24 protein-coding genes are annotated in these 20,794 nt (G+C 37.8%); 8 read left to right on the top strand and 16 right to left on the bottom strand.

The window, feature by feature from the left end:
• Positions 1-25 precede the first annotated feature (25 nt).
• From H0S58_RS05350 to H0S58_RS05300, 11 genes are all read right to left on the bottom strand, one after another.
• Positions 26-991: a 2-hydroxyacid dehydrogenase gene (locus H0S58_RS05350; protein ID WP_195727355.1), complete on the bottom strand. Its 966-nt coding sequence runs from the start codon at positions 989-991 to the stop codon at positions 26-28.
• A complete protein-coding gene (locus H0S58_RS05345) occupies positions 988-1,671 on the bottom strand; it encodes a hypothetical protein (protein ID WP_195727354.1) in 684 nt (227 codons plus the stop codon). Before H0S58_RS05345 ends, H0S58_RS05350 begins: the two co-directional genes overlap by 4 nt.
• 114 nt (positions 1,672-1,785) lie before the next feature.
• Entirely contained in the window at positions 1,786-3,675 is a 1,890-nt protein-coding gene (locus H0S58_RS05340) for a M48 family metalloprotease (protein WP_092720622.1), read from the bottom strand.
• A gap of 90 nt (positions 3,676-3,765) precedes the next feature.
• Positions 3,766-5,304 (bottom strand): amidophosphoribosyltransferase, encoded by a 1,539-nt coding sequence (gene purF, locus H0S58_RS05335; RefSeq protein ID WP_053578158.1) that lies wholly within the window; start codon positions 5,302-5,304, stop codon positions 3,766-3,768.
• 24 nt (positions 5,305-5,328) lie between these two features.
• Positions 5,329-5,913 (bottom strand): CvpA family protein, encoded by a 585-nt coding sequence (locus H0S58_RS05330; protein ID WP_053578159.1) that lies wholly within the window; start codon positions 5,911-5,913, stop codon positions 5,329-5,331.
• The gene (locus tag H0S58_RS05325; protein ID WP_053578160.1) at positions 5,910-6,920 is read right to left on the bottom strand and encodes a quinone-dependent dihydroorotate dehydrogenase; all 1,011 of its coding nucleotides are present in this window, start codon (positions 6,918-6,920) and stop codon (positions 5,910-5,912) included. The genes H0S58_RS05330 and H0S58_RS05325 overlap by 4 nt, the downstream gene beginning before the upstream one ends.
• A 90-nt stretch (positions 6,921-7,010) precedes the next feature.
• Positions 7,011-7,490 (bottom strand): type II secretion system protein GspM, encoded by a 480-nt coding sequence (gspM, locus tag H0S58_RS05320; RefSeq protein ID WP_195727353.1) that lies wholly within the window; start codon positions 7,488-7,490, stop codon positions 7,011-7,013.
• A complete protein-coding gene (gene gspL / locus H0S58_RS05315) occupies positions 7,490-8,629 on the bottom strand; it encodes a type II secretion system protein GspL (protein ID WP_195727352.1) in 1,140 nt (379 codons plus the stop codon). The genes gspM and gspL overlap by 1 nt, the downstream gene beginning before the upstream one ends.
• Before the next feature lie 30 nt (positions 8,630-8,659).
• Complete coding sequence (locus H0S58_RS05310; protein WP_092720618.1) at positions 8,660-9,115, bottom strand: SixA phosphatase family protein; 456 nt, start codon at positions 9,113-9,115, stop codon at positions 8,660-8,662.
• A gap of 87 nt (positions 9,116-9,202) precedes the next feature.
• Entirely contained in the window at positions 9,203-10,276 is a 1,074-nt protein-coding gene (locus H0S58_RS05305; RefSeq protein ID WP_195727351.1) for an NAD(P)H-dependent glycerol-3-phosphate dehydrogenase, read from the bottom strand.
• A 33-nt stretch (positions 10,277-10,309) separates the two neighbouring features.
• Positions 10,310-10,885, bottom strand: a complete 576-nt coding sequence (locus tag H0S58_RS05300) for a nitroreductase (RefSeq protein WP_195727350.1) — start codon at positions 10,883-10,885, stop codon at positions 10,310-10,312.
• Between the two features lie 386 nt (positions 10,886-11,271).
• On the opposite strand from H0S58_RS05300, the gene H0S58_RS05295 reads away from it, so the two are divergent.
• Complete coding sequence (locus tag H0S58_RS05295) at positions 11,272-11,652, top strand: hypothetical protein (protein WP_195727349.1); 381 nt, start codon at positions 11,272-11,274, stop codon at positions 11,650-11,652.
• A 99-nt stretch (positions 11,653-11,751) separates the two neighbouring features.
• Here H0S58_RS05295 and rhlB read toward each other — a convergent pair whose 3' ends face one another.
• Positions 11,752-12,903 carry an ATP-dependent RNA helicase RhlB gene (gene rhlB, locus H0S58_RS05290; RefSeq protein ID WP_053578167.1) on the bottom strand — a complete coding sequence of 384 codons (1,152 nt, stop codon included), beginning with the start codon at positions 12,901-12,903 and terminating at the stop codon, positions 11,752-11,754.
• Between the two features lie 97 nt (positions 12,904-13,000).
• On the bottom strand, positions 13,001-13,213 hold the full coding sequence (locus H0S58_RS05285) for a cold-shock protein (protein ID WP_004648643.1): 213 nt from the start codon (positions 13,211-13,213) through the stop codon (positions 13,001-13,003).
• Positions 13,214-13,594: 381 nt separating this feature from the next.
• On the opposite strand from H0S58_RS05285, the gene H0S58_RS05280 reads away from it, so the two are divergent.
• From H0S58_RS05280 to H0S58_RS05260, 5 genes are all read left to right on the top strand, one after another.
• Positions 13,595-13,828, top strand: coding sequence for a sulfurtransferase TusA family protein (locus tag H0S58_RS05280; RefSeq protein WP_081405726.1), 234 nt, complete (start codon positions 13,595-13,597; stop codon positions 13,826-13,828).
• Positions 13,829-13,964: 136 nt separating this feature from the next.
• Complete coding sequence (gene rpoH, locus H0S58_RS05275) at positions 13,965-14,834, top strand: RNA polymerase sigma factor RpoH (RefSeq protein WP_053578168.1); 870 nt, start codon at positions 13,965-13,967, stop codon at positions 14,832-14,834.
• A gap of 139 nt (positions 14,835-14,973) precedes the next feature.
• On the top strand, positions 14,974-15,339 hold the full coding sequence (locus H0S58_RS05270; RefSeq protein ID WP_195727348.1) for a DUF423 domain-containing protein: 366 nt from the start codon (positions 14,974-14,976) through the stop codon (positions 15,337-15,339).
• 22 nt (positions 15,340-15,361) lie between these two features.
• Positions 15,362-15,559, top strand: coding sequence for a sulfur carrier protein ThiS (gene thiS / locus H0S58_RS05265; protein WP_053580222.1), 198 nt, complete (start codon positions 15,362-15,364; stop codon positions 15,557-15,559).
• Between the two features lie 12 nt (positions 15,560-15,571).
• The gene (locus H0S58_RS05260; protein WP_092720613.1) at positions 15,572-16,357 is read left to right on the top strand and encodes a thiazole synthase; all 786 of its coding nucleotides are present in this window, start codon (positions 15,572-15,574) and stop codon (positions 16,355-16,357) included.
• Between the two features lie 71 nt (positions 16,358-16,428).
• On the opposite strand, the gene H0S58_RS05255 is transcribed toward H0S58_RS05260, so the two are convergent.
• The 3 genes from H0S58_RS05255 to H0S58_RS05245 form a co-directional block, all read right to left on the bottom strand.
• Complete coding sequence (locus H0S58_RS05255) at positions 16,429-16,749, bottom strand: putative quinol monooxygenase (RefSeq protein ID WP_195727347.1); 321 nt, start codon at positions 16,747-16,749, stop codon at positions 16,429-16,431.
• A gap of 24 nt (positions 16,750-16,773) precedes the next feature.
• The gene (locus H0S58_RS05250) at positions 16,774-17,355 is read right to left on the bottom strand and encodes an NAD(P)H-dependent oxidoreductase (RefSeq protein WP_193891207.1); all 582 of its coding nucleotides are present in this window, start codon (positions 17,353-17,355) and stop codon (positions 16,774-16,776) included.
• A gap of 244 nt (positions 17,356-17,599) precedes the next feature.
• Positions 17,600-18,211 carry a glutathione binding-like protein gene (locus tag H0S58_RS05245; RefSeq protein WP_053578172.1) on the bottom strand — a complete coding sequence of 204 codons (612 nt, stop codon included), beginning with the start codon at positions 18,209-18,211 and terminating at the stop codon, positions 17,600-17,602.
• A 219-nt stretch (positions 18,212-18,430) separates the two neighbouring features.
• Here H0S58_RS05245 and H0S58_RS05240 point away from each other — a divergent pair, with 219 nt between their 5' ends.
• A complete protein-coding gene (locus tag H0S58_RS05240) occupies positions 18,431-19,879 on the top strand; it encodes a SulP family inorganic anion transporter (RefSeq protein ID WP_195727563.1) in 1,449 nt (482 codons plus the stop codon).
• Between the two features lie 150 nt (positions 19,880-20,029).
• On the top strand, positions 20,030-20,746 hold the full coding sequence (gene trmB / locus H0S58_RS05235; RefSeq protein WP_053578173.1) for a tRNA (guanosine(46)-N7)-methyltransferase TrmB: 717 nt from the start codon (positions 20,030-20,032) through the stop codon (positions 20,744-20,746).
• Positions 20,747-20,794: the final 48 nt, after the last annotated feature.

Raw genomic sequence — 20,794 nt, 5'->3', positions numbered from 1 at the left:
ATTTGCAATGAAGTGTTATTAAATTTTAAGAATTAAACGGGTTAACCAAATACGCTGGCGTACGTCCTTCTAATGCGTCAACCAAATTAACGTAAGCCAATTCAGCCATTTTTTTACGTGTTTCTGCGGTTGCCGAGCCGATATGTGGCAAAGTCACCACGTTGTTTAAATCGAACAATTCTGAATTCTGCAACGGCTCTTTCGCGTAGACATCCAAGCCAGCAGCAAAGATTTGATTTGATTTTAATGCCTCAATTAGGGCTTGCTCATCCACGACTGAACCTCGGGCTATATTCACAAAAATAGCATGTGTCTGCATTTGCTCGAATTCACGCTGCCCAATTAAGGCTTGGGATTCTGCATTTAAATCAACTGCCACCACCACAAAATCAGATTGTTGTAATAACTCATCTAAACCACAATATTGTGCATTCAAGGGTTGGGCCGCGGCTAATTTTTCCGTTCGATTATGATAAAGAATATTCATGTTAAAACCATAAAAACCTCGACGTGCAACTGCTGCGCCAATATGGCCTAAGCCAATAATTCCTAGAGTTTTTCCAAAAATATCTTGTCCAAATTGAGCATCACTGGCCGTGCGTTTCCACTGTCCCTGTTTTGTCCATTGATCTAAGTGGGGCACCTTACGTGCAGCACTCATTAATAAGGTGAAAGCCAAGTCAGCGGTAGTTTCCGTCAACACATGAGGCGTATTTGATAACCAGATTTTTTTCTGATTTAAAAAGGCAAGGTCATAATTATCATAACCGACACTCACACTTGAAATGATTTTAAGCTGCTCCGCAGGTGCCAAATTACTTTGATTCAATAACCGTCCTGCGCCAATCATTGCATCGGCATTTTCAACCTGTTCACGTATTTGCTCATTCACGTCACCCTGTTTAGGATTAATCATGACAACTTCATATTGAGTCTGCAAACGTTGCAATATATCTTGATCTAGTTGACTAAAAACAATAACTTTTTTCATGTTCCACTCATATCTTTTTTAAGTTCATCAATTTTTTGCCAAAGATTTTTTTTCAATAAGGGATGTTCTAACATTTCTTGTAGGCTTGAAAGTTCAATCATGGCTATCTCCTTCATATAAGTATGAGATCCCAAACAAATAATCGCTTTCTCTACCGCAATGGTATCTATAAAACCTTTGATATAACTTTCAGCGCCACGTCCATCTTGAAAATTTATAAAAGGAAATGGCCATTGTAATTCGTAATATTCAGACTGAAATGCCTGTTGAATATTATGCCAAAGTTGCTGTTGTCCGGAGCTAATTTCGGTTACATCCGCCACAATGACACAATTTGGCAACCCCAAAGCCTGAAACTGAAAGGGTGCAATCTGAACGACTGGAATATCATTCAATACAGCAGCCAAAGGCTCAGATTGAGTTTCTTTAATCACCGATGGTGCAATAACACCTTGTTCTGACTTAAGTGAATGAAAATCTTCTACCTGAATAGAGTCGATTTGAGAAATAATCGGCACTGCTGAATGCTTGTGCTCAATCACAATTTCGGTTGGATATTCCTCTAAAGCAGCCTGATCTCTCCAGATAGAATGAGTGGACACACTTTGACACACTACATCTTTAGGAATCCAAATATCAATTCCCAAGGTAGCCAATATGTCACGCTGATGCCCTATCATCTTTTTTCATCATTAATTGAATATTTCATATTCTAACGAGAATACCAATAATTTGCTGACCTTTTCTAAAGAATTAGTTTATTCATCGTCCAACCCTACCTTTTATCCTTGGATCTATACAATGATTAAACTATTTTTCTTCTGCATTTCATCAATGATGTCTTCCGTCTGAAAACCTAAACGCCAATAGAGCAACTCTAGTACATCAAGTTCATCTTGAGTAATAATCCGATCATTCCATAAACATATTTCTGCCACACTTAAAATACTTAAACGATCTCGAAGCAATAAACCTGCAATATCATTTAAAATTTCAGATAAATCAATGGGTTCATCTGAAATCTCGGTATACATTTCTATTTCTTTAGACGTTAGAACTCGTTTTAGAATTTTTTCACGGACATCAATCTGTTGCAAACTATTAATTTGCTGGACATGCAGTAAAGCATCAATCAAGCGCACAATTTGTGGTTTCACTTCTTCTAAAGCAGTGGGTGCATGTAAAGGGAGTAAATTTAATTCAAATTTTACACATTCAATTAACAAAGCATCTAGAAGTCCAATTTCTCCATCTTCTTGAATAATGCGTGCCAATTTCATTACAAATTGACGTGCTATGCTTGCTGGCATTGAACCAATATTTTTATAAGCATCATGAAATATTGCAATATGAATACGACCATCCAAATTTAGCAATGAATCCACAATTGCCCGGCTCACTTCAGCTTCAGCAGGAATAAATTCACGGTATTGGCGAATCATCAAAATCGCCACCATTACTTCCCGAGATCCAGTTGAAGTCTGTAAAGCTCTTTTAATTAATTCTGGACGTGGAATTTTATTTCGAATTTCTGGTTTTAAAGGTTTTATCGCATCATTTATAGCAAAACTGATTGGTGATAGACGCAACAAAGGTAATGGTTGTGGAGAATTCCAAGGAGAATTAAGCTCTCCATTCATCTCATCCAGTGATCTAAATAAGCTAAATAGTGGCTGATTTTGAATTTTTCTTAAATTTTCAAGTTGTAAATCTTGGACTAAACTCGGGTTTAATTCATAAATTCGCTGCTCTATACTCGGATGAATATTCATCCAATTTTGTGGACTCAACGAATTGGCAAAGCACATATGTGAAATAGACTCTGCGTATTCACTATGAATTTGTGAACCAGAGTGATGCACATAAATTCTGAGTAAAGTCTGTATGTTGGCATCATTTTGTATCAAGCGTTTGGTCTTCTGATCATTTTTGTAAGTTCGACCGCCCAGCGTAATGTATTTAATGAAACGAGTAATTAAAATTCCAAGGCTGCCAATCAGCCAAATCACGCCACCCATCGCTACAAACGAAGTAGCAAATTTATGTCTTTGTACTTGCCCGTGTTTGGTAAACCCGAGCTTAGCAATTTTACCGCCCCATTGACTAAATGTACTTAAGCTACTGTAGAGAATTTTTAAGCGCGTATTTTCAGCAGTTTGACCTGATAAAATTTTATTGAATTCATGGCTTAATAATCCATATAATTCCATTTCATCTAAGTTTTGCAACGCTCCCCACGTCAGAATAACCACAATATCACGCGGGTAAAATCCTGCTGTTAATGCATTAACGCCCACTTCATCTGGCAGAACATAAACAGTCGGGGTTTCAATTCGAAAAGTATTGGCCAATTGTTCAGTAATTTTTAAGACAATACTTTCTTCAGGAATACTTTCTATTAGACTTAACTGGCGTGCGCCCAATTGTTTTGCTAATGAATGTCCACCTGACCTGAACACGTAAAATTCATAAAGGATGGAAGTCAACATGACACTTAATATCAGCAAAATACAATACGGACTTAATACATGCCAAAAAATAGACTGTGTCTGATCAATATAAAAAACCAAGAGGCCTAAGATGATATTTAAAATAAAGAGTGTAAATAATACTGCCAGAATACACACGCTCGCAGACCAGACCATATTTTTATTTTGAATAAAAGAATAACTTACACTCTTCAATGTAAAGACCCTTTATTACATTGTATTTGTTGAACTATCATAAATTAAAAAAGCGGGAATTACCCGCTTTTCCTTACATTAAAGAAAATTTTATTCTTCTCTTACGCCAGTTAAATCTACTGATGCAGCATCAATATTTACATCAATATAACCACCCACTGCTTTCTTTGCTGAGTCATTACGCTTGCGTTCAAGTTCATCTAAATAAGCATCATCGATACCACCTGCCACATAGACGCCATCAAAAACTGAGCAATCAAAGTCTTGTACCGCAGGAACTTTACTGGTACGTACTGCACCTTTTAAGTCTTCCAAATCTTGGAAAATCAAACGATCAGCACCAATAATTTCACGAATTTCTTCAACACTACGTCCAGATGCAATCAGTTCATCTTTAGCTGGCATATCAATACCATATACATTTGGGTATTTAACCATCGGTGCAGCTGAAGCAAAAAATACTTTTTTTGCACCTGCATCACGCGCCATTTGAATAATTTCATTACATGTGGTGCCACGAACAATCGAGTCATCCACCAGCAATACATTTTTATCTTTAAATTCAAGCTCAACAGGATTGAGTTTTTGACGAACCGATTTTTCTCGTTGCTTCTGACCTGGCATAATAAAGGTACGTCCGATATAACGGTTCTTCATGAACCCTTCACGGAATTTAACACCCAAAATTTTTGCCAATTCTAAAGCAGAGGTACGCGACGTATCTGGAATAGGAATGACCACATCAATATCATGTTCCTCACCCCATTCACGCGAAATTTTATAGGCAAGTTTCTCACCCATTTTCAAACGCGCTTTATAAACTGAAATACCATCAATAGTCGCATCTGGACGTGCAAAATACACATATTCAAAAATACATGGACGATATTCAGGATTAGCCGCACATTGTTTGCTAAACAATTCGCCTTCAGAAGTAATAAAAATTGCTTCACCTGGCTCAATATCACGCTCAACTTTAAATCCCAATGCAGTAATTGCAACAGATTCAGAGGCAATAATATACTCCATGCCTTTTTCAGTTTCACGCGAACCATAAATGAGTGGACGAATACCATTTGGGTCACGAAAACCCACCAAACCATGACCCGTAATCATAGCTACAACACCATAAGCGCCTTTACAACGATCATGTACGCTTGATACACACTGAAAAATGTCTTCAGGTGTCGGATTTAACTTGCCACTTTTTTGCATTTCATGAGCGAATACATTTAAAAGGACTTCAGAGTCTGAATCGGTATTCATATGACGAAGATCTGTTTTAAACAAATCTTCATGAATTTCTTCAGCATTGGTCAAATTACCATTATGTGCCAAAGTAATTCCATAAGGTGAATTCACATAAAATGGCTGTGCTTCAGCACTACTCGAAGAACCTGCAGTAGGATAACGGACATGTCCAATACCATAATTTCCTAGCAATGCACGCATGTGTCGCGTATGAAAAACATCTCGCACCATCCCGTTGTCTTTGCGCAAAAACAGGCGTCCTTCATGACTAGTCACTATTCCGGCTGCATCCTGACCACGATGCTGTAACATCGTTAATGCATCAAACAACATTTGGTTAACAGGTGATTTACCAGCTATACCAACTACTCCACACATAGCAACCTCGCAAACAAGCTAGGATTAATAAAAAGGATTATTTGTTGATTCATCTGTACGCGTTTCTGTTTTCCGCGATTGATCAGATGATGAGTTTGAAGATTTCTGAGCATCTTCAGACTTGATATGTTCGAGAGCACCATGCGCAGCATCTTTAGAAAGTTGTGTTGCCCATGGTGCGTAAGGCATCAGCATATGTATCAGTTTAGATTGTTTCCAGTGGGGAGAACTTTCCACCCAAGGACCTAGTCCTTGCATAGTAATTAATACAATCAAGAGCCCTTTTAAAGAGCCAAATGCGCCACCTGCCAATCGATTAAGTGGGCCAAGCTTTAAACTTTTGAGTATCTTATTCAGGAAAGCAGTGACGATCCATGTGAACACTACAATTAATAAAACAATAAATGCAAAAGCCGCGATTTTTTGTACGACCGGGTCTTCACTTAACGAGACCATCGAAGGTGCCAGAATGGTCGCATATTTTGCACCAAGAATAAGTGCAAAAATCCATCCTACCAAGTTCGCAAAGGCTTTAACAAATCCTTGTCGCAAACCGTTTAGCCCTCCAATGAGCAAAATAATCAGTATAAAGATATCTAAGACATTCATGCTGTTTTTAACGCATCAACACAATCTTTAATGAGTGCTGGGCCTGTATATATGAGGCCACTATAAATTTGTACAAGGTTTGCGCCCGCATTTTGTTTTGCGACTGCTTGCTCGCCTGCCAAAATCCCCCCAACACCAATCAGTGGAATTTGACCTTGTAATACTTTTGAAAACTCAGCAAGACATGCTGTACTTTTTTCAAATACTGGTGCGCCAGACAACCCACCCGCTTCATCTGCATGAGGTAAATTTTCTACACCTTCACGTGATAGCGTAGTATTGGTGACAATTAAGCCGTCAATTTTAAATTGGATTAATTGTTTTGCTATAAAGTGAACATCTTCAGAACTTAAATCTGGCGCCACTTTAAGCACTAAAGGTACATAATGTTGATGTTCTTCAGCCAATTCAAGTTGACGCTTTTTCAAAGTTTCTAACAATTCAGTCAGAGCATCGCCACTTTGTAAGCTACGTAAATTTTTGGTATTTGGAGATGAAATATTGACAGTGATATAAGAAGCATAATTATAGACTTTTTCAAGACAGATCAAGTAATCATCGACTGCTTGTTCAACAGGTGTATCAGCATTTTTACCGATATTAATCCCTAAAATACCTTTAAATTTTGCAGCTTTAACATTCTCAATCAGCTGATCGACCCCATCGTTATTAAAACCCATACGGTTGATAATCGCTTTGGCTTCAGGCAAACGGAATAAGCGTGGATGCGGATTCCCAATCTGTGGACGCGGTGTAATGGTTCCAATTTCTATAAAACCAAAACCCAAACCAGCCAAAGCATCAATATAGGCACCATTTTTATCCAGACCTGCGGCCAAACCTACAGGGTTGGGGAATTCAATACCCATACATGTAACAGGTTTAGAGGCGATGCTTTGACGCATCATGCCCAAGCGATGAGCTGATTTCAATAACGATAATGTCAGCTCATGTGCACGCTCTGGTGCTAAAGAAAACAACAAAGGACGTGCAAGAGAATACAACATATCTGTAAAAGTCTACTGCTTTTTAAGTCGCCATATTATAGGCATAGGCTATCGAAAACACCATGCTTCACTATGCTTTATTTTTCTACTTTATTGCACTAATGCGGTTAATTTGATCTGTCCTGCTTCAGAACTTAATTCTAATTTTTCGAGACTTAGCCCCATTTGTGCAAGTTGTGTTAAAAAGTTGGCTAAAATTGCATAATTTTCATGTGCAACCACAATTTGGATTTGCTCACCTGCTTGCTGTGATACGACCGATAAACCTTGTTGCTGGGCCACACGCTGTACTTTATCTACTGCACTTAATTGTAAGTCACTGGCAGGTTTCATCGTCACTGCATTGCTTTGCATCCACACGATCATATCTTTCAGATCATTGACACGGTTTTGCTGTTTATTGGCTGCCGCATGCATAAACCACAGCGCAGAACCCACAGCAACCACCAGCACAAAGAGCGTGGTAAAAATAACCATATAGCGTTCACGGCTAGATAATTGCTCTAAATAGTCAGTTATTTTTTCAATATTTTGATCAATCACATTTTGCATTTTTTCTGATGTTTTCATTATTGTATTTTCACCAATCCAATTGCACCCGCAGCATCTGGTTGAATATTACCTAATTCAACCTTAAATCCTTGTTGATTTAACTGTTCTGTCAAATTTTGTAAAGTCGCAGCAGAATTTGCTTTTAGCTCCATACTTAATCCTGAAGCATCATATTGAATACGCTGGGCAACAATCTGATTTTGCATTAAAACAGGCCCCACGCGACTGATTAACTGTAAAGCTTGAGTATTGGCAACTTTATTTAAACGCATCTGACTTTCAAACTGGCTTTTCAAGTTTTGCTCAGTCACTCGACTACTTTGCCCAAACCAATATTTATATTGATCTACTGCTTGTATTGCAGTCTGATCTGCTACTTTTTTATATTTGTACCATCGAGTTGCATCATAAATAAACTGTACCATTAGAGCTGCAAAAAATAGAACCATACATGCCTTCCAGTAACCTGAAACTGCAGTGTTATTTTTAGCTTTAGGTAAGATATTAAAAGGATGAGCTTTGGCTTTTTTTAGCGCTGGTAATGCATAATGAAAAGATGTTATCTGCTCATGTGTTGCTCGCGCTTCTAAAGTGTGCATTTGCTCAGCAGTCAAATTGCTAATTCGATATTGTTGTTCGAGCGGCTGAAAATCTAGATATAGCGCAAGGTCATCAACTGAATTCCCTATAAACTCATTCTCACGAACCAATAAACGCCCCGAAACATTAGCTATTACCGTTTCACCAGCTTCGGGTATCGGTAAAATCAAAAAATCAGGTAATAAAGAAATAACCTTAACAGGAATCAAGGTTAACGCGTGTTGTAAGGTTTCAACTTTATGCTGTGCGACACCCAAAATAAACAATTGATCTGGATGCTGAAATTGATGCAACACCTTCATGGAATCTATAGGTAAAACCACAAATTCTTCTAATAAATATTTAACCCCTTCCACACCCAATTTTTTATATTGCGACTTGGCTAAGGTTTGTTGAAGGATTTGCACATCACGGCTGGGGAAAAAAACAACTGCTTCTTCCCCGTGATATATTTGTGTCTCTTGAATTAAATGTTCAAGACTAGAGGCCTGATACCAGCTCTCACCAGTTGACCACTGCCAAACCCCACTGGTTTCAGGCATCCATAAGTACAACATTAATATTTTTCTGCCGTTTTAATTAATTTTTTAGATATTTGGAATAAAATTGCTAAATTCTGTAGATAAGCCCGCTGCAATGACAGATTGTTCATACAAACGTACTTCAGCCAGAGCATAGGGCTGAAAAGGTTCTAATGTCAACAAAGCTGAAATATGAGCCACTACATTCATATGACATACCACCACAATCGACTCATAAGGCAATTGCGATAACCATTCGACCGCTACTTTTGCATCATCTTCTGGCTTGATGTGATTACACAACATCACGGGCACATCTTTAAAATAATGTTGTATATGTGCCAAAGTTTCTTGCGCACGTAATAAAGGACTTACTACAAATACATCGGGCTGGATTAACGTTTTTAAATAGTCTGCTGTTTGTTGCGCTTGATGATGTCCGCGCTCGGTTAATGGACGCTTGTCATCATTCCCATTAATGGCAGGAGAAGCCTCTCCATGTCGAACCAGAGTAAGTTGCATAAAATTCCTTTCTATCTAAATAATGGATATGCCGCGAGTATAACCAAGCTTTATGACAATGATATCGGTGCCAGCTCTCAATCCAAATTAAACTTCGTGATGGGGTAAAACAAACTCTACATCACTACGATGACCATTTTTCATCAATGAAAGTGCAATCGTTAAGGGTGGAGCTCCCTCAAAAATCACATCATATAATGCAGCAGTAATCGGCATGTAGACGTCTAACTCCTCAGAACGACTTCGCACTTGTACAATGGTATTAATGCCTTCTGCGGTCTGACCCAATTCCTGAGTGGCCTGCTCCAAACTTTTGCCTGAACCCAATGCGAAACCAACCTGATAATTGCGGCTTAATGGACTACTACAAGTAGCAAATAAATCACCCACACCCGATAACCCCAAGAAGGTTAAAGGATTTGCTCCTAATTTCACGGCAAAGCGACTCATTTCTGCTAAAGCACGTGTTAAAATCATACTTTTGGTGTTTTCACCGACTTTATAAGCCGCTGCCATTCCCATCGCCACAGCATAAATATTTTTTAATGCACCACCTAGTTCTACGCCATGCACATCGTCACTGGCAAATACACGAAATAATGCACTGTGTAAAGCCTGCTGAACTGCATAACGAACCAAATCTGATTCGCTCGCGATAACCGTACCCGCAGGTTGTCCGGCCATAATTTCTTTGGCTAAATTTGGGCCTGAAAGTACACCATAAGGAATCTCTGGTAATTCCTCACGAATAATATCGCTCATAAAATTAAACGTTTTCGCTTCAATTCCTTTGGTTAAAGAAACGATGGCTTGCGAGCTAATAAAAGGTTTAATCTGTTTCAAGACATCGCGAAAGGAATGGCTTGGAATAGCCACCAAAATAATATCACGATTACAAACAGCAGCTTGCAAATCAGAAACTGCCTTTAAACCTGACTCCAAAGTAAAATCAGGCAAATAGCGTTGATTAATATGCGTATTATTTATTTCGTCTGCAGCTGCCTGATCGCGAATCCAGATAATAGTATCGCAACCATTTCGTACTGCTGTATTTGCCATTGCAGTACCAAAACTTCCACCACCTAAAACTGTGACACGTAATGCTGTTTTATCGGCAACTGGAACCGACTCAACAAGATCTGTAAACTTCAATTCTGACATTCTTTTTATATCTCAACTCATTGTTCAAAAAAATTACTGATTCCAGTAACTCACATAATTTTCTGTTGCCACTTCTGCACGTGCAGAAATCACTTTTGCTGCTGTACCAATATAAATAATTCCAGAAATTAAATCATCTTTGGTTAAACCCAAATTTTGCTTCAATAAAGTGGATTCAACGACAGCTCCACTGCGCCATATAGTTGAAAAACCTTGAGCTTGCAATGATAAAAGAAAATTTTGGATCGACGCCCCTGTACTTAAAGTCTGTTCAAAATATGGAACTTTAGGGTGAGGCTGGAAAGAGGTTAAAGCCAACACCAATATTGGAGCACGAAATGGATGATTTTTTACGCGTTCTAATTGAGTATGATCTGTCTCACCCAAATCCATCAGGGCCTCTGAAAGCAAGTTGCCAAAAGCCTCTCGCTGATCAGCAGAAACCACTAAGAAACGGGTGGGTTTTATACGATGGTGATCTGGTGCAGTCAAGGCAGCTTGAAAAGCTTTTTCAAGTTGTGCTGCACTCGGAGCAGGTTCAATTAAATGACCAATCGACTGACGTTGATGAATATTTTGATGAACTATATCTACCGCTAAATCCGTCATTGGCTTGTATATCTTAAAAATATTTTAGCAAGATTAGCATATTATGATTTAGATACTCTAGCGCATTTAAGCAATGTCAGTTTTATCTTACATCCTGAAATCCTGAAATCCTGAAATCCTGAAATCCTGAAATCCTGAAATCCTGAAATCCTGAAATCCTGAAATCCTGAAATCCTGAAATCCTGAAATCCTGAAATCCTGAAATCCTGAAATCCTGAAATCCTGAAATCCTGAAATCCTGAAATCCTGAAATCCTGAAATCCTGAAATCCTGAAATCACAAAGCGTTATTATAAAACTGCATATTTCATACAACTTTTCTAAAATTCATTTAAAAAGTTATGCTCAAATACTCTTTAATCTTTTTAAAACAAAGCAGAGAAAAAAATGAATAAATTTTTTGTACTTTCTTCTACAGTCGCGATAACCTTAGCACTTACTGCTTGTGCATCAAATCCGACCAATTCTTTAGCCATTCAAAAAGAAAATAATCAGTACGAAGTTACAGGTATAGGCAAAAGCAATTTAATTGCTAAAAATAATGCAATCAGTGCTGCAAATACGACCTGTGGGAAAAAAGCAACGGTTGTTGTGGTCGATGAAAAAACAGAATATAACGGTGCATTGAAAAATGTCGTGGATGAACAAACTGGACAAATGATTCAAGCTGCAGCAAGCGTCATTGGTACTTTAGCAGGCAAAAACACCAGCATCGCGCGTGATGAAGACTACCTGACTGTGTTGACTTTTACTTGTCGAGCGAATTAATTTTATCGTATTCATATTCGATAATATTAAAAATATCATCAAAAAAGCCGCTTATATTACCAAGCGGCTTTTTAGTTTCTATGTATGTTTTAACGACAATTAACAATAACCATCTAATCGAGTCAATGGTAACTTCTGCCCAATCGCTTTTTCAATTTCTGGAAGATAGAATGCATCATCTTCAGATAAGAAACTAATACTTACACCACTTGCACCCGCACGACCTGTACGACCTATACGATGTACATAATCATCTGATTGTTCAGGTAATGTAAAGTTAATCACATGTGAAACACCATCGACATGAATGCCTCGACCCGCAACATCGGTCGCAATCATAATATTATGCTGACCATTTTTAAATTGATCTAGCATTTTGGTCCGTTTATCTTGGGCAATTTCACCCGATAACATCACGACTTTATAACCGTCTCTTTTTAAATGATCATATAATTTACGCACTTGATCACGACGATTCGCAAAAATCATGACTTTTTCAATCGGTTCATCACGCAATATTTCTTGTAGCAATTTATATTTATCTGTTTTAGCAACCATATAAACACGTTGCTCTACATCTGCATTGGTTTTCTTTTCAGGCTCAATTTCCACTGTTACTGGTTCAAATAACCATTGCTGCGCTAAATTTAAAACATCGTAGCTAAATGTTGCAGAAAACATCAGCGTCTGGCGCTGTTCTTTGCGTGGTGAATAACGCACGATTCGCTTAACAGAAGGAATAAACCCCATATCCAATAAACGATCTGCTTCATCAATCACCAAAAATTCGATTTGATCTAACCAAACTTCTTTCTGCTCAACGAAATCGATTAAACGACCAGGAGTTGCCACAATAATATCGACAAATTGTTTATTAAGCTGGGTCTTTTGTTTATCAAAGTCCACGCCACCTAATAAGGTCACGAAATGCAAGTCAGTAAATTTGGTTAAGTCTTTAACATCATTTTCAATTTGCAAAGCCAACTCGCGTGTTGGAGCAAGAATAAGCGCACGTGCTTCACCGCGAAAACGCTGTTCCTTGATTGGATTATTAAGCAAATCATTAATAACACTGACTAAAAATGCAGCAGTTTTCCCCGTTCCTGTTTGAGCACGACCAATAGCATCATGTCCAGCCAATGTGAATTTTAAAACCTTTTCCTGAATGGGCGTCATTTCTTTAAAACCTAAAGCGTCAATAGCTTGTTTAAGTTTCGGATGTAAATTTAAGGTTTCAAAACCAGATGACATAAAAGATGCTCTAACTTAATAATCACTAAAATAGACGTCTATTATAAACAAAAACGCCCCAAATTACATTGGGGCGTTCTCATGAATAATCAGGCGATTAGTCTAAAGGTTGTACTTCTTCAGCTTGGAAGCCTTTTTGACCTTTAACTACGCTGAATTCAACGCGTTGACCGTCACGAAGTGAACGGTGACCGTCACCTTGGATGGCACGGAAATGAACAAAAACGTCATCGCCGCCGTTACGTTGAATAAAGCCGAAGCCTTTAGTGTCGTTGAACCATTTAACTACGCCTTGTTCACGAGCTGTCATAAGTTAATCCTCATTGTATTTAATAGAAGGACCACCCGGTGTTGCAAACAGCAGAGTAAACAAGGTTTAAAAATATTTATTATTTCTAAGCTTGTAATCATTCTGTATTACTATTAACAAAATCCCGGTTATATCCATTGCAGTATTCATTTTTAAGACGTTTTTAGTCATGTCTTTAATCTGAATACGCAACGAGCTTAACATGGGTTTCTGACAATTCATACTGTTTTTTTTGATTAATTTTCCTTTTAATTCAGCTTCCTTTTTGGTTTAAGTATCACTTTTTTTCTAAAAGTATCTTTATGTTGTTATTCAATAAATTTATTTCTGTTTGGCATTAAATTTGCTAACATTTGTTTAAATGATTTTGATTTTAAAGCGATGAATAATAGATCAGAGCTAGCAGTTATTATTGATGCGATGGGCAAACCCTGCCCAATGCCTTTATTGATGTTGAAACGAGCCTTCAAGAACAACTTAGAGCGTTTATTTCTTCTTAAGTCTTCCGACCCCCACAGTCAGCAAGACGTTCTACGCTATTGCCAAATTCATGAACTTAAATGTGATATGAGCAAAATTTCTGATTTTGAATACCACTACTTAATTGAATCTTAATTATTTTCAATTAAACTATCCTTTCCAAATCTGTAAAAAAAATTACATTTTTATACCCAATCTTTCTCAATTTAGTTAAATATTGGATGTAAGATAAAATTAAATGATTATGTCATCCAGCTCTCAAGGAGAACACATGAGTGACAGCAGCAATCGATTGATGCCCCTGTCATTATCGGCGCCAGGGGTAAATCTCGGTGCTTATATAAGTACTGTTAACCAAATTCCGATTTTAACGGCTGATCAAGAAAAAGAATTGGCTGAACGCTATTATTACGATCAAGATTTAGATGCTGCAAAAATGCTTGTGATGTCGCATTTGCGTTTTGTCGCACATATTGCACGTAGTTATGCGGGTTATGGTTTACCACAGGGCGATTTAATTCAAGAAGGTAACTTAGGCCTAATGAAAGCCGTTAAGCGTTTTGACCCCAACATGGGTGTTCGTTTAGTGTCTTTTGCTGTGCATTGGATTAAAGCTGAAATTCATGAGTACGTCATTCGCAACTGGCGTATTGTTAAAATTGCAACGACGAAAGCGCAACGTAAATTATTCTTTAATCTGCGTAGTTTGAAAAAATCGAGTAAAAAACTTACCCTTGAAGAAGCCAAATCGATTGCCAATGACTTAAATGTCACGCCAGAACAAGTCTTGGAAATGGAAGGGCGTTTAACTGCATACGATGCTGCTTTTGAAGCACAAGGCGATGACGATGATGAAGGTTCAACGCATTTAGCACCTGCTTTATATTTAGAAGACAACCGTTATGATCCTGCACGCTTAGCTGAAGAGGAAGACTATGAAGAACAGAGTAGCTCTGCACTTCATAGTGCAATGGATCAGCTGGATGATCGGTCACGCAATATTTTACAACGTCGTTGGTTAGATGATGAAAAATCTACCTTGCACGAACTAGCTGCTGAATATAATGTTTCTGCTGAACGTATTCGTCAGTTAGAAAAAAATGCGATGGAAAAAATTAAAGTCGCTATGTCTTCCAATTAATAGTTTAAATACATTTTAAGAAAGGGCTGCGTGCCCTTTTTTTAATATTTGACCTTTAGTTAAAGTTCGCTTTTGTCTTTTGAGTAAAACCTAAAATATGCTAAGGTTGGTCGCAAATTTACTCTTACGATTATTGCTTATGTGGATTGCAATTGCCGCTCTTAATTTAGCTGTAGCTGTGCTATTAGGTGCCTTTGGGGCACATGGATTAAAAGCACATGCAACTGATGTGCAATTGAGTTGGTGGCATACAGCAACCGACTATTTTTTCTATCATGCGCTTGGACTATTTGCGCTGGCTCTTTTAGCTAAAATTATTCCACAGTTACCGATCAAAACCAGTTTTATTTTAATGCAATTGGGCATTTTATTTTTTTGTGGCTCACTCTATCTCATGGCTTTGGGTTTGCCTCGAATACTCGGTGCAATCACACCGATCGGTGGCGCTTTCATGATCGCAGCTTGGTTATTATTGGCTTGGAATGCATTAAAATATGCAAAATAATGAAGTGAAAAAGGAGAATCACATGCATATTTATTTAAATGGAGAGTCAAAAAATACCACGTGTCATACCCTCTTAGACTTGATTCAAGAATTGGCATTAGATGGAAAACGCTTTGCAGTTGAACACAATGAAATGATCATTTCTAAAAGCAAATTGGCACAGACTCTCATTTGCGCTGAAGATCATATTGAAATTATTCATGCCGTCGGCGGCGGCTAATTCGGAGCTCTTATGCAAGACACCCCATTGATCATTGGTTCTCGTACTTTTAATTCACGCTTGCTGGTCGGTACAGGTAAATATAAAGATTTAACTGAAACTGATGTAGCCATTCAAGCCAGTGGCGCAGAAATTGTAACCGTGGCAATACGCCGTGTGAATATTGGGCAACATCCTGATCAACCGAATTTACTCTCTGTTGTACCCCCTGAAAAATATACCATTTTACCGAATACGGCAGGCTGTTTTGATGCCAATAGCGCAGTCCGTACTTGCATGCTTGCACGTGAACTTTTAGACGGTCATAACTTGGTTAAACTGGAAGTGCTGGGAGATGAAAAAACACTTTACCCCAATATTACCGAAACCTTAAAAGCAGCACGCACTTTAATTGACGATGGCTTTGAAATTATGGTCTATACGTCGGATGATCCAATTGTAGCTCAAGAGTTAGAAAGCATGGGCTGTGTCGCAATTATGCCTTTAGGCAGTTTAATTGGTTCAGGACTCGGCATATTAAATCCGCATACCATTTCAATTATTAAAGAAAATGCTAAAGTTCCTGTACTGGTTGATGCTGGCGTAGGAACGGCTAGCGATGCTGCTATTGCCATGGAGTTAGGTTGTGACGGCGTACTCATGAACACGGCTATTGCTGCTGCACGAAATCCTATTTTAATGGCATCTGCGATGAAAAAAGCGGTTGAAGCTGGACGTGAAGCTTATTTAGCGGGTCGTATGCCACGTAAACGCATGGCTAATGCGAGCTCACCCGAAACTGGTTATTTCTTTAAGTAAATTCAAGTGAATATAAAAAGGCGATTAATCTCGCCTTTTTATTTAAGCATTCAATTCGTGTTTAAAATAATTTATATATACAACCCCTTTTGCATAATCCTTATTTTCACACCTATCACATCACCTTTGACCTGTTCTTGATAAGCTTGCATGTGTGCTGTTTTTAAATGAGCATTCAAATGTTGCATACTTTCCCAATGCTCTAACAGGGTAATTGAGTCAGGCACTTTGGTTTGAAAATCGACCTCTGTTAAATAATCTGTCAATAACTCATAGCCATAACATCCCTTCTCTAACAATACTATCGGCGTTATTTTTTTAAATGCTTGACATACATTTTCATAATGTTTCGCGCCAGAACGAATCTGAATTTCAGCAATAATCGTCAACATAATTTATTCTCTATTGATTATCCGCTAGGCAAAAATATCTATAAGATGTTGACGATATTCACTTTCATATTGCTCAACATTTGGCATTTTAATCACATCATGCACAATGAAAGTGTTTAAACCTTGCATTCCTAAAAATTGATTGGCCTTATGAAATGGTAAATAAACACCATCTACACCCACACCTTCAAAAAACTGATCGGCTTGGGTAAAAGCTTCTTTAGGTGCGTTCCAGGTGAGTGACAGCATGTATTTTTTATCGTGAATAAGTCCACCAGAACCATATTTTTTAGAAGTATCACTTCGTGATCGACCATCACTGGCATATAAAGTCCCATGTCCTTCCGTAAAAATATCATCAATATATTTTTTGACCGTCCAAGGCGCACCCATCCACCAGCCTGGCATCTGATAAATGACAACATCTGCCCAAATATATTTTTGTATTTCTTCTTGAATATCATAATTAGAATCTGCACGTGAAATTTGAACCGTGTGTCCTAATTCAACAAACACCTGTTGGGCTAAGATCGTTAAAGTGTCATTTAACTCTCCATTTGAATGTGCAAATTTTTTTGCGCCATTAATAATCAAGATATTAAGCATGATTTACTCTGAATAATTGGTTTCGACAGTCAATATACTCAAATTTTTTATTGATAAAAATTCTCAATAATGCAAAATATTATTGATTAAAAATCAATAATATTAAATTTATAGATTATGAAACTTCAAAGACATTTAAAAAAAAGTGAAGAAAATTAAAATTATGATGCCGAAAGCGGATACAAATATTTTTTATTAGATCAAATAAAAAAGCACCCTCAGGTGCTTTCCAATCAAAACTGGATTAAGGAATAAGCCCTTCATCACGCATTGCAATTTGTACAGATTGACGCCCTGCAACTTTATTGCGCAAAGCTACAATATGAATATACGGTGTTAAATCATGTTCGATATGATTTGACCAATTGGTGAGTACAAATAGATAAGCATCGGCTGGACCAAAATTATCATCAACCAAATAATCGTTATTTGATTCATTAATAGTTTTATCAATGTGTGTCAGTAAACGATCAATTTCTGCATAGGCTTTTTCTTTTGCTTCAGCAGACAACGGTGTGCCAAAGAAAACGGCATATGCATCATGTAATTCTGAATTCAAGTACCCTAACCATTCTAAAACTTTGGCACGACCTAAGCCAGATGGTGGAATCAAATCTTGTTTAGGATCATGCTGTGCCAAAAAGGGTAAAATTGCTACATTTTCGGTGAGAATCAAGCCAGGATTAATTTCTAATGCTGGAACATAGCCCTTGGGATTAATGGCGTAATAGTCAGCCCCTTTTTCTGTTTTATGGGTTTTTAAATCTACACGCTCTAAATCAAAATCGACATTAATTTCATTTAAAATAATATGTGATGCTAGTGAACACGCGCCAGGGGCATAATAAAGCTTCATATTTGATCCTTGTTATTTAACTATTAACTGTTTTAAATCTCTTCTAACAAACTTTCAAGTGATCGAACCTGTAAATTGCAAAAAAGCATCAATGAATAAAAAATATTTACCTTTTGAATATTGTCTAAAATTGAGGTTTTTTCAAGTCTATCTGCCCTGCTTTTTTCTCTAAAGATGTTTTAACATACCTAACTTTAAAGTTTGATGAAAATTAATCTCGTGATTAGTCTGAAAAAAGAAGAATGGTTTTCCAATATTCGTACCGATATATTGGCTGGCTTGGTGGTCGGTTTAGCACTTATTCCTGAGTCTATCGCTTTCTCAGCAATAGCTGGAGTCGATCCGCAAGTTGGTCTGTATGCGTCATTCTGTATAGCAGTAAGCATTGCTTTCTTTGGTGGACGCACCGCCATGATTTCTGCTGCGACGGGTGCAATGGCTTTATTGATGGTGACTTTAGTCAAAGACCACGGTTTACAGTATTTACTCGCGGCAACCGTTTTAACGGGGATCATTCAGGTCATAGCAGGATATTTTAAAATCGCCAAACTGATGCGTTTTGTATCTCAGTCTGTGGTGTATGGCTTTGTAAATGCACTGGCAATTTTAATTTTTGTCGCACAACTTCCAGAATTAAGCAAAATGGATAGCTTAGGCTATTTTTTTGTTGCTCTAGGCTTGTTGCTGATTTATTTATTTCCGCACGTGCCTAAAATTGGCAAACTGATTCCCTCTCCCCTGATTTGTATTATTGTTTTAAGTCTGATTACACTTTTCATCGGTTCAGATATGCGCACAGTCAGTGACCTAGGCACATTTCCTGACACCTTGCCTATTTTTCTAATTCCTGAAATTCCACTCAATTTTGAAACGCTGAAAATTATTTTTCCTTATTCTATAACGTTGGCAACTGTTGGTTTATTAGAAACCATGATGACGACAACCATTGTCAATGAAATCACTGAAACTGAGGGCGACCGTCATCAAGAATGCCGTGGTCAAGGGTTTGCCAATATTGTCAGTGGCTTTATGGGTGGCATGGCGGGGTGTGCCATGATTGGTCAATCGATTATTAATGTATCTTCAGGTGCACGTACTCGCTTATCCACGTTGGTTGCTGGTGTATTTTTATTGTGTTTAGTGGTTTTTCTGAAAGACTGGCTGGCTTACATTCCTATGGCAGCTTTAGTGGCAATTATGATCATGGTGGCCTTTACCACTTTTAATTGGGATTCAGTACGAAATTTTTCTAAGCACCCGAAACAAAGTAATATCGTCATATTCACGGTCGTCATCATGGTACTCACTACGCATAATCTTGCACTCGGCGTATTAGTAGGCGTTTTACTTTCAGCTCTATTTTTGGTCAATAAACTTGAAAGCGAAGTCAAGGTTAGCTCTACCCTTTTAAATTCAAGTACACGTTATTATGTGATTTCAGGTCAAATTTTCTTTAGCAGTTCAGACAAATTTTTTAATTTTTTTGACTTTAAGGAAAATATTTCTCATGTAGAAATTGATTTAACGCATGCGCATATTTGGGATATTACATCAGTCAATATGCTAAATAATGTGACAAAGAAATTTGCAGATCAAAATATTACAGTGAATATCATTGGTTTAAATGAAGCCAGCAATGTCTTGATTGACCGTTATAATCCAAATTAAGTTTAATGATTTTAAAAAGAGCCCCTCGTGGCTCTATTTTTTTTAGCCCCTGATTTCTTCATTTAATTCGATTCGGTGAAGTAAAAAATTTGACTTACACCTCTTAACACTTAAAATACCGCATTGAAATTTTTTACATTTGCCAAAGTTATGTCGAACGATCAATTAGACCAGCAAGTCGTCGAGCTGGATAACCTGAATGAACATCGTGAAATTGTTACTTTTATGCGTCGTTCTTCTCCACTCAATACTTCTCAACGTACTGCGCTTGAACAATACGCTCACTTAATTTTGGAATATCCTGTCGCTGATGTACGCCAACATTTTGAACATCCAGAACGCCCTTTAACGGTGGAAATTGGTTTCGGTATGGGTCGTTCATTAGTCATGATGGCTAAAGCCAACCCTGAACGCAATTACCTCGGTATTGAGGTGCATATTCCTGGTATCGCCCAGTGTGTTTATGAAGCAAGCATGGCGGATTTAACCAATTTACGTTTGCTTGATGCCGATGCCATTCAAGTCTTACGTGAAATGCCAGATAACAGCATTAACGCAGTACAACTGTATTTCCCTGATCCATGGCAAAAAAAACGTCATTTCAAACGCCGTTTTGTTTCACATGAACGTATGCCACTGGTTGAACAAAAATTAGAAATAGGTGGTACATTCCATGCGGCTACCGATTGGGAACCGTATGCTGAATGGATGCTAGATGTGTTAGATAACCGTCCGAACCTTGAAAATATGGCAGGTAAAGGCAATAGCTATCCACGTCCAGATTGGCGTCCGCAAACCAAATTTGAACGACGTGGCTTAGAGGAAGGTCATAAAATTAATGATTTTCTGTTTAAGAAAATCAAATAAATAAAATTAATCAAAATGGCTCATTCAATATGAGCCATTTTTTATTTG

This window comes from Acinetobacter sp. TTH0-4 (assembly GCF_015602665.1).
Lineage (GTDB): Bacteria > Pseudomonadota > Gammaproteobacteria > Pseudomonadales > Moraxellaceae > Acinetobacter > Acinetobacter albensis.
This window is presented reverse-complemented; position numbering and strand designations above follow the sequence as displayed.

What these genes read in the sequence shown, in the direction of transcription:
- H0S58_RS05350 (WP_195727355.1), bottom strand. Translation starts at nt 991, where the DNA reads ATGAAAAAAGTTATTGTTTTTAGTCAACTAGATCAAGATATATTGCAA.
- H0S58_RS05345 (WP_195727354.1), bottom strand. Translation starts at nt 1,671, where the DNA reads ATGATAGGGCATCAGCGTGACATATTGGCTACCTTGGGAATTGATATT.
- purF (WP_053578158.1), bottom strand. Translation starts at nt 5,304, where the DNA reads ATGTGTGGAGTAGTTGGTATAGCTGGTAAATCACCTGTTAACCAAATG.
- H0S58_RS05330 (WP_053578159.1), bottom strand. Translation starts at nt 5,913, where the DNA reads ATGAATGTCTTAGATATCTTTATACTGATTATTTTGCTCATTGGAGGG.
- H0S58_RS05325 (WP_053578160.1), bottom strand. Translation starts at nt 6,920, where the DNA reads ATGTTGTATTCTCTTGCACGTCCTTTGTTGTTTTCTTTAGCACCAGAG.
- gspM (WP_195727353.1), bottom strand. Translation starts at nt 7,490, where the DNA reads ATGAAAACATCAGAAAAAATGCAAAATGTGATTGATCAAAATATTGAA.
- gspL (WP_195727352.1), bottom strand. Translation starts at nt 8,629, where the DNA reads ATGTTGTACTTATGGATGCCTGAAACCAGTGGGGTTTGGCAGTGGTCA.
- H0S58_RS05310 (WP_092720618.1), bottom strand. Translation starts at nt 9,115, where the DNA reads ATGCAACTTACTCTGGTTCGACATGGAGAGGCTTCTCCTGCCATTAAT.
- H0S58_RS05305 (WP_195727351.1), bottom strand. Translation starts at nt 10,276, where the DNA reads ATGTCAGAATTGAAGTTTACAGATCTTGTTGAGTCGGTTCCAGTTGCC.
- H0S58_RS05300 (WP_195727350.1), bottom strand. Translation starts at nt 10,885, where the DNA reads ATGACGGATTTAGCGGTAGATATAGTTCATCAAAATATTCATCAACGT.
- H0S58_RS05295 (WP_195727349.1), top strand. Translation starts at nt 11,272, where the DNA reads ATGAATAAATTTTTTGTACTTTCTTCTACAGTCGCGATAACCTTAGCA.
- rhlB (WP_053578167.1), bottom strand. Translation starts at nt 12,903, where the DNA reads ATGTCATCTGGTTTTGAAACCTTAAATTTACATCCGAAACTTAAACAA.
- H0S58_RS05285 (WP_004648643.1), bottom strand. Translation starts at nt 13,213, where the DNA reads ATGACAGCTCGTGAACAAGGCGTAGTTAAATGGTTCAACGACACTAAA.
- H0S58_RS05280 (WP_081405726.1), top strand. Translation starts at nt 13,595, where the DNA reads ATGAATAATAGATCAGAGCTAGCAGTTATTATTGATGCGATGGGCAAA.
- rpoH (WP_053578168.1), top strand. Translation starts at nt 13,965, where the DNA reads ATGAGTGACAGCAGCAATCGATTGATGCCCCTGTCATTATCGGCGCCA.
- H0S58_RS05270 (WP_195727348.1), top strand. Translation starts at nt 14,974, where the DNA reads ATGTGGATTGCAATTGCCGCTCTTAATTTAGCTGTAGCTGTGCTATTA.
- thiS (WP_053580222.1), top strand. Translation starts at nt 15,362, where the DNA reads ATGCATATTTATTTAAATGGAGAGTCAAAAAATACCACGTGTCATACC.
- H0S58_RS05260 (WP_092720613.1), top strand. Translation starts at nt 15,572, where the DNA reads ATGCAAGACACCCCATTGATCATTGGTTCTCGTACTTTTAATTCACGC.
- H0S58_RS05255 (WP_195727347.1), bottom strand. Translation starts at nt 16,749, where the DNA reads ATGTTGACGATTATTGCTGAAATTCAGATTCGTTCTGGCGCGAAACAT.
- H0S58_RS05250 (WP_193891207.1), bottom strand. Translation starts at nt 17,355, where the DNA reads ATGCTTAATATCTTGATTATTAATGGCGCAAAAAAATTTGCACATTCA.
- H0S58_RS05245 (WP_053578172.1), bottom strand. Translation starts at nt 18,211, where the DNA reads ATGAAGCTTTATTATGCCCCTGGCGCGTGTTCACTAGCATCACATATT.
- trmB (WP_053578173.1), top strand. Translation starts at nt 20,030, where the DNA reads ATGTCGAACGATCAATTAGACCAGCAAGTCGTCGAGCTGGATAACCTG.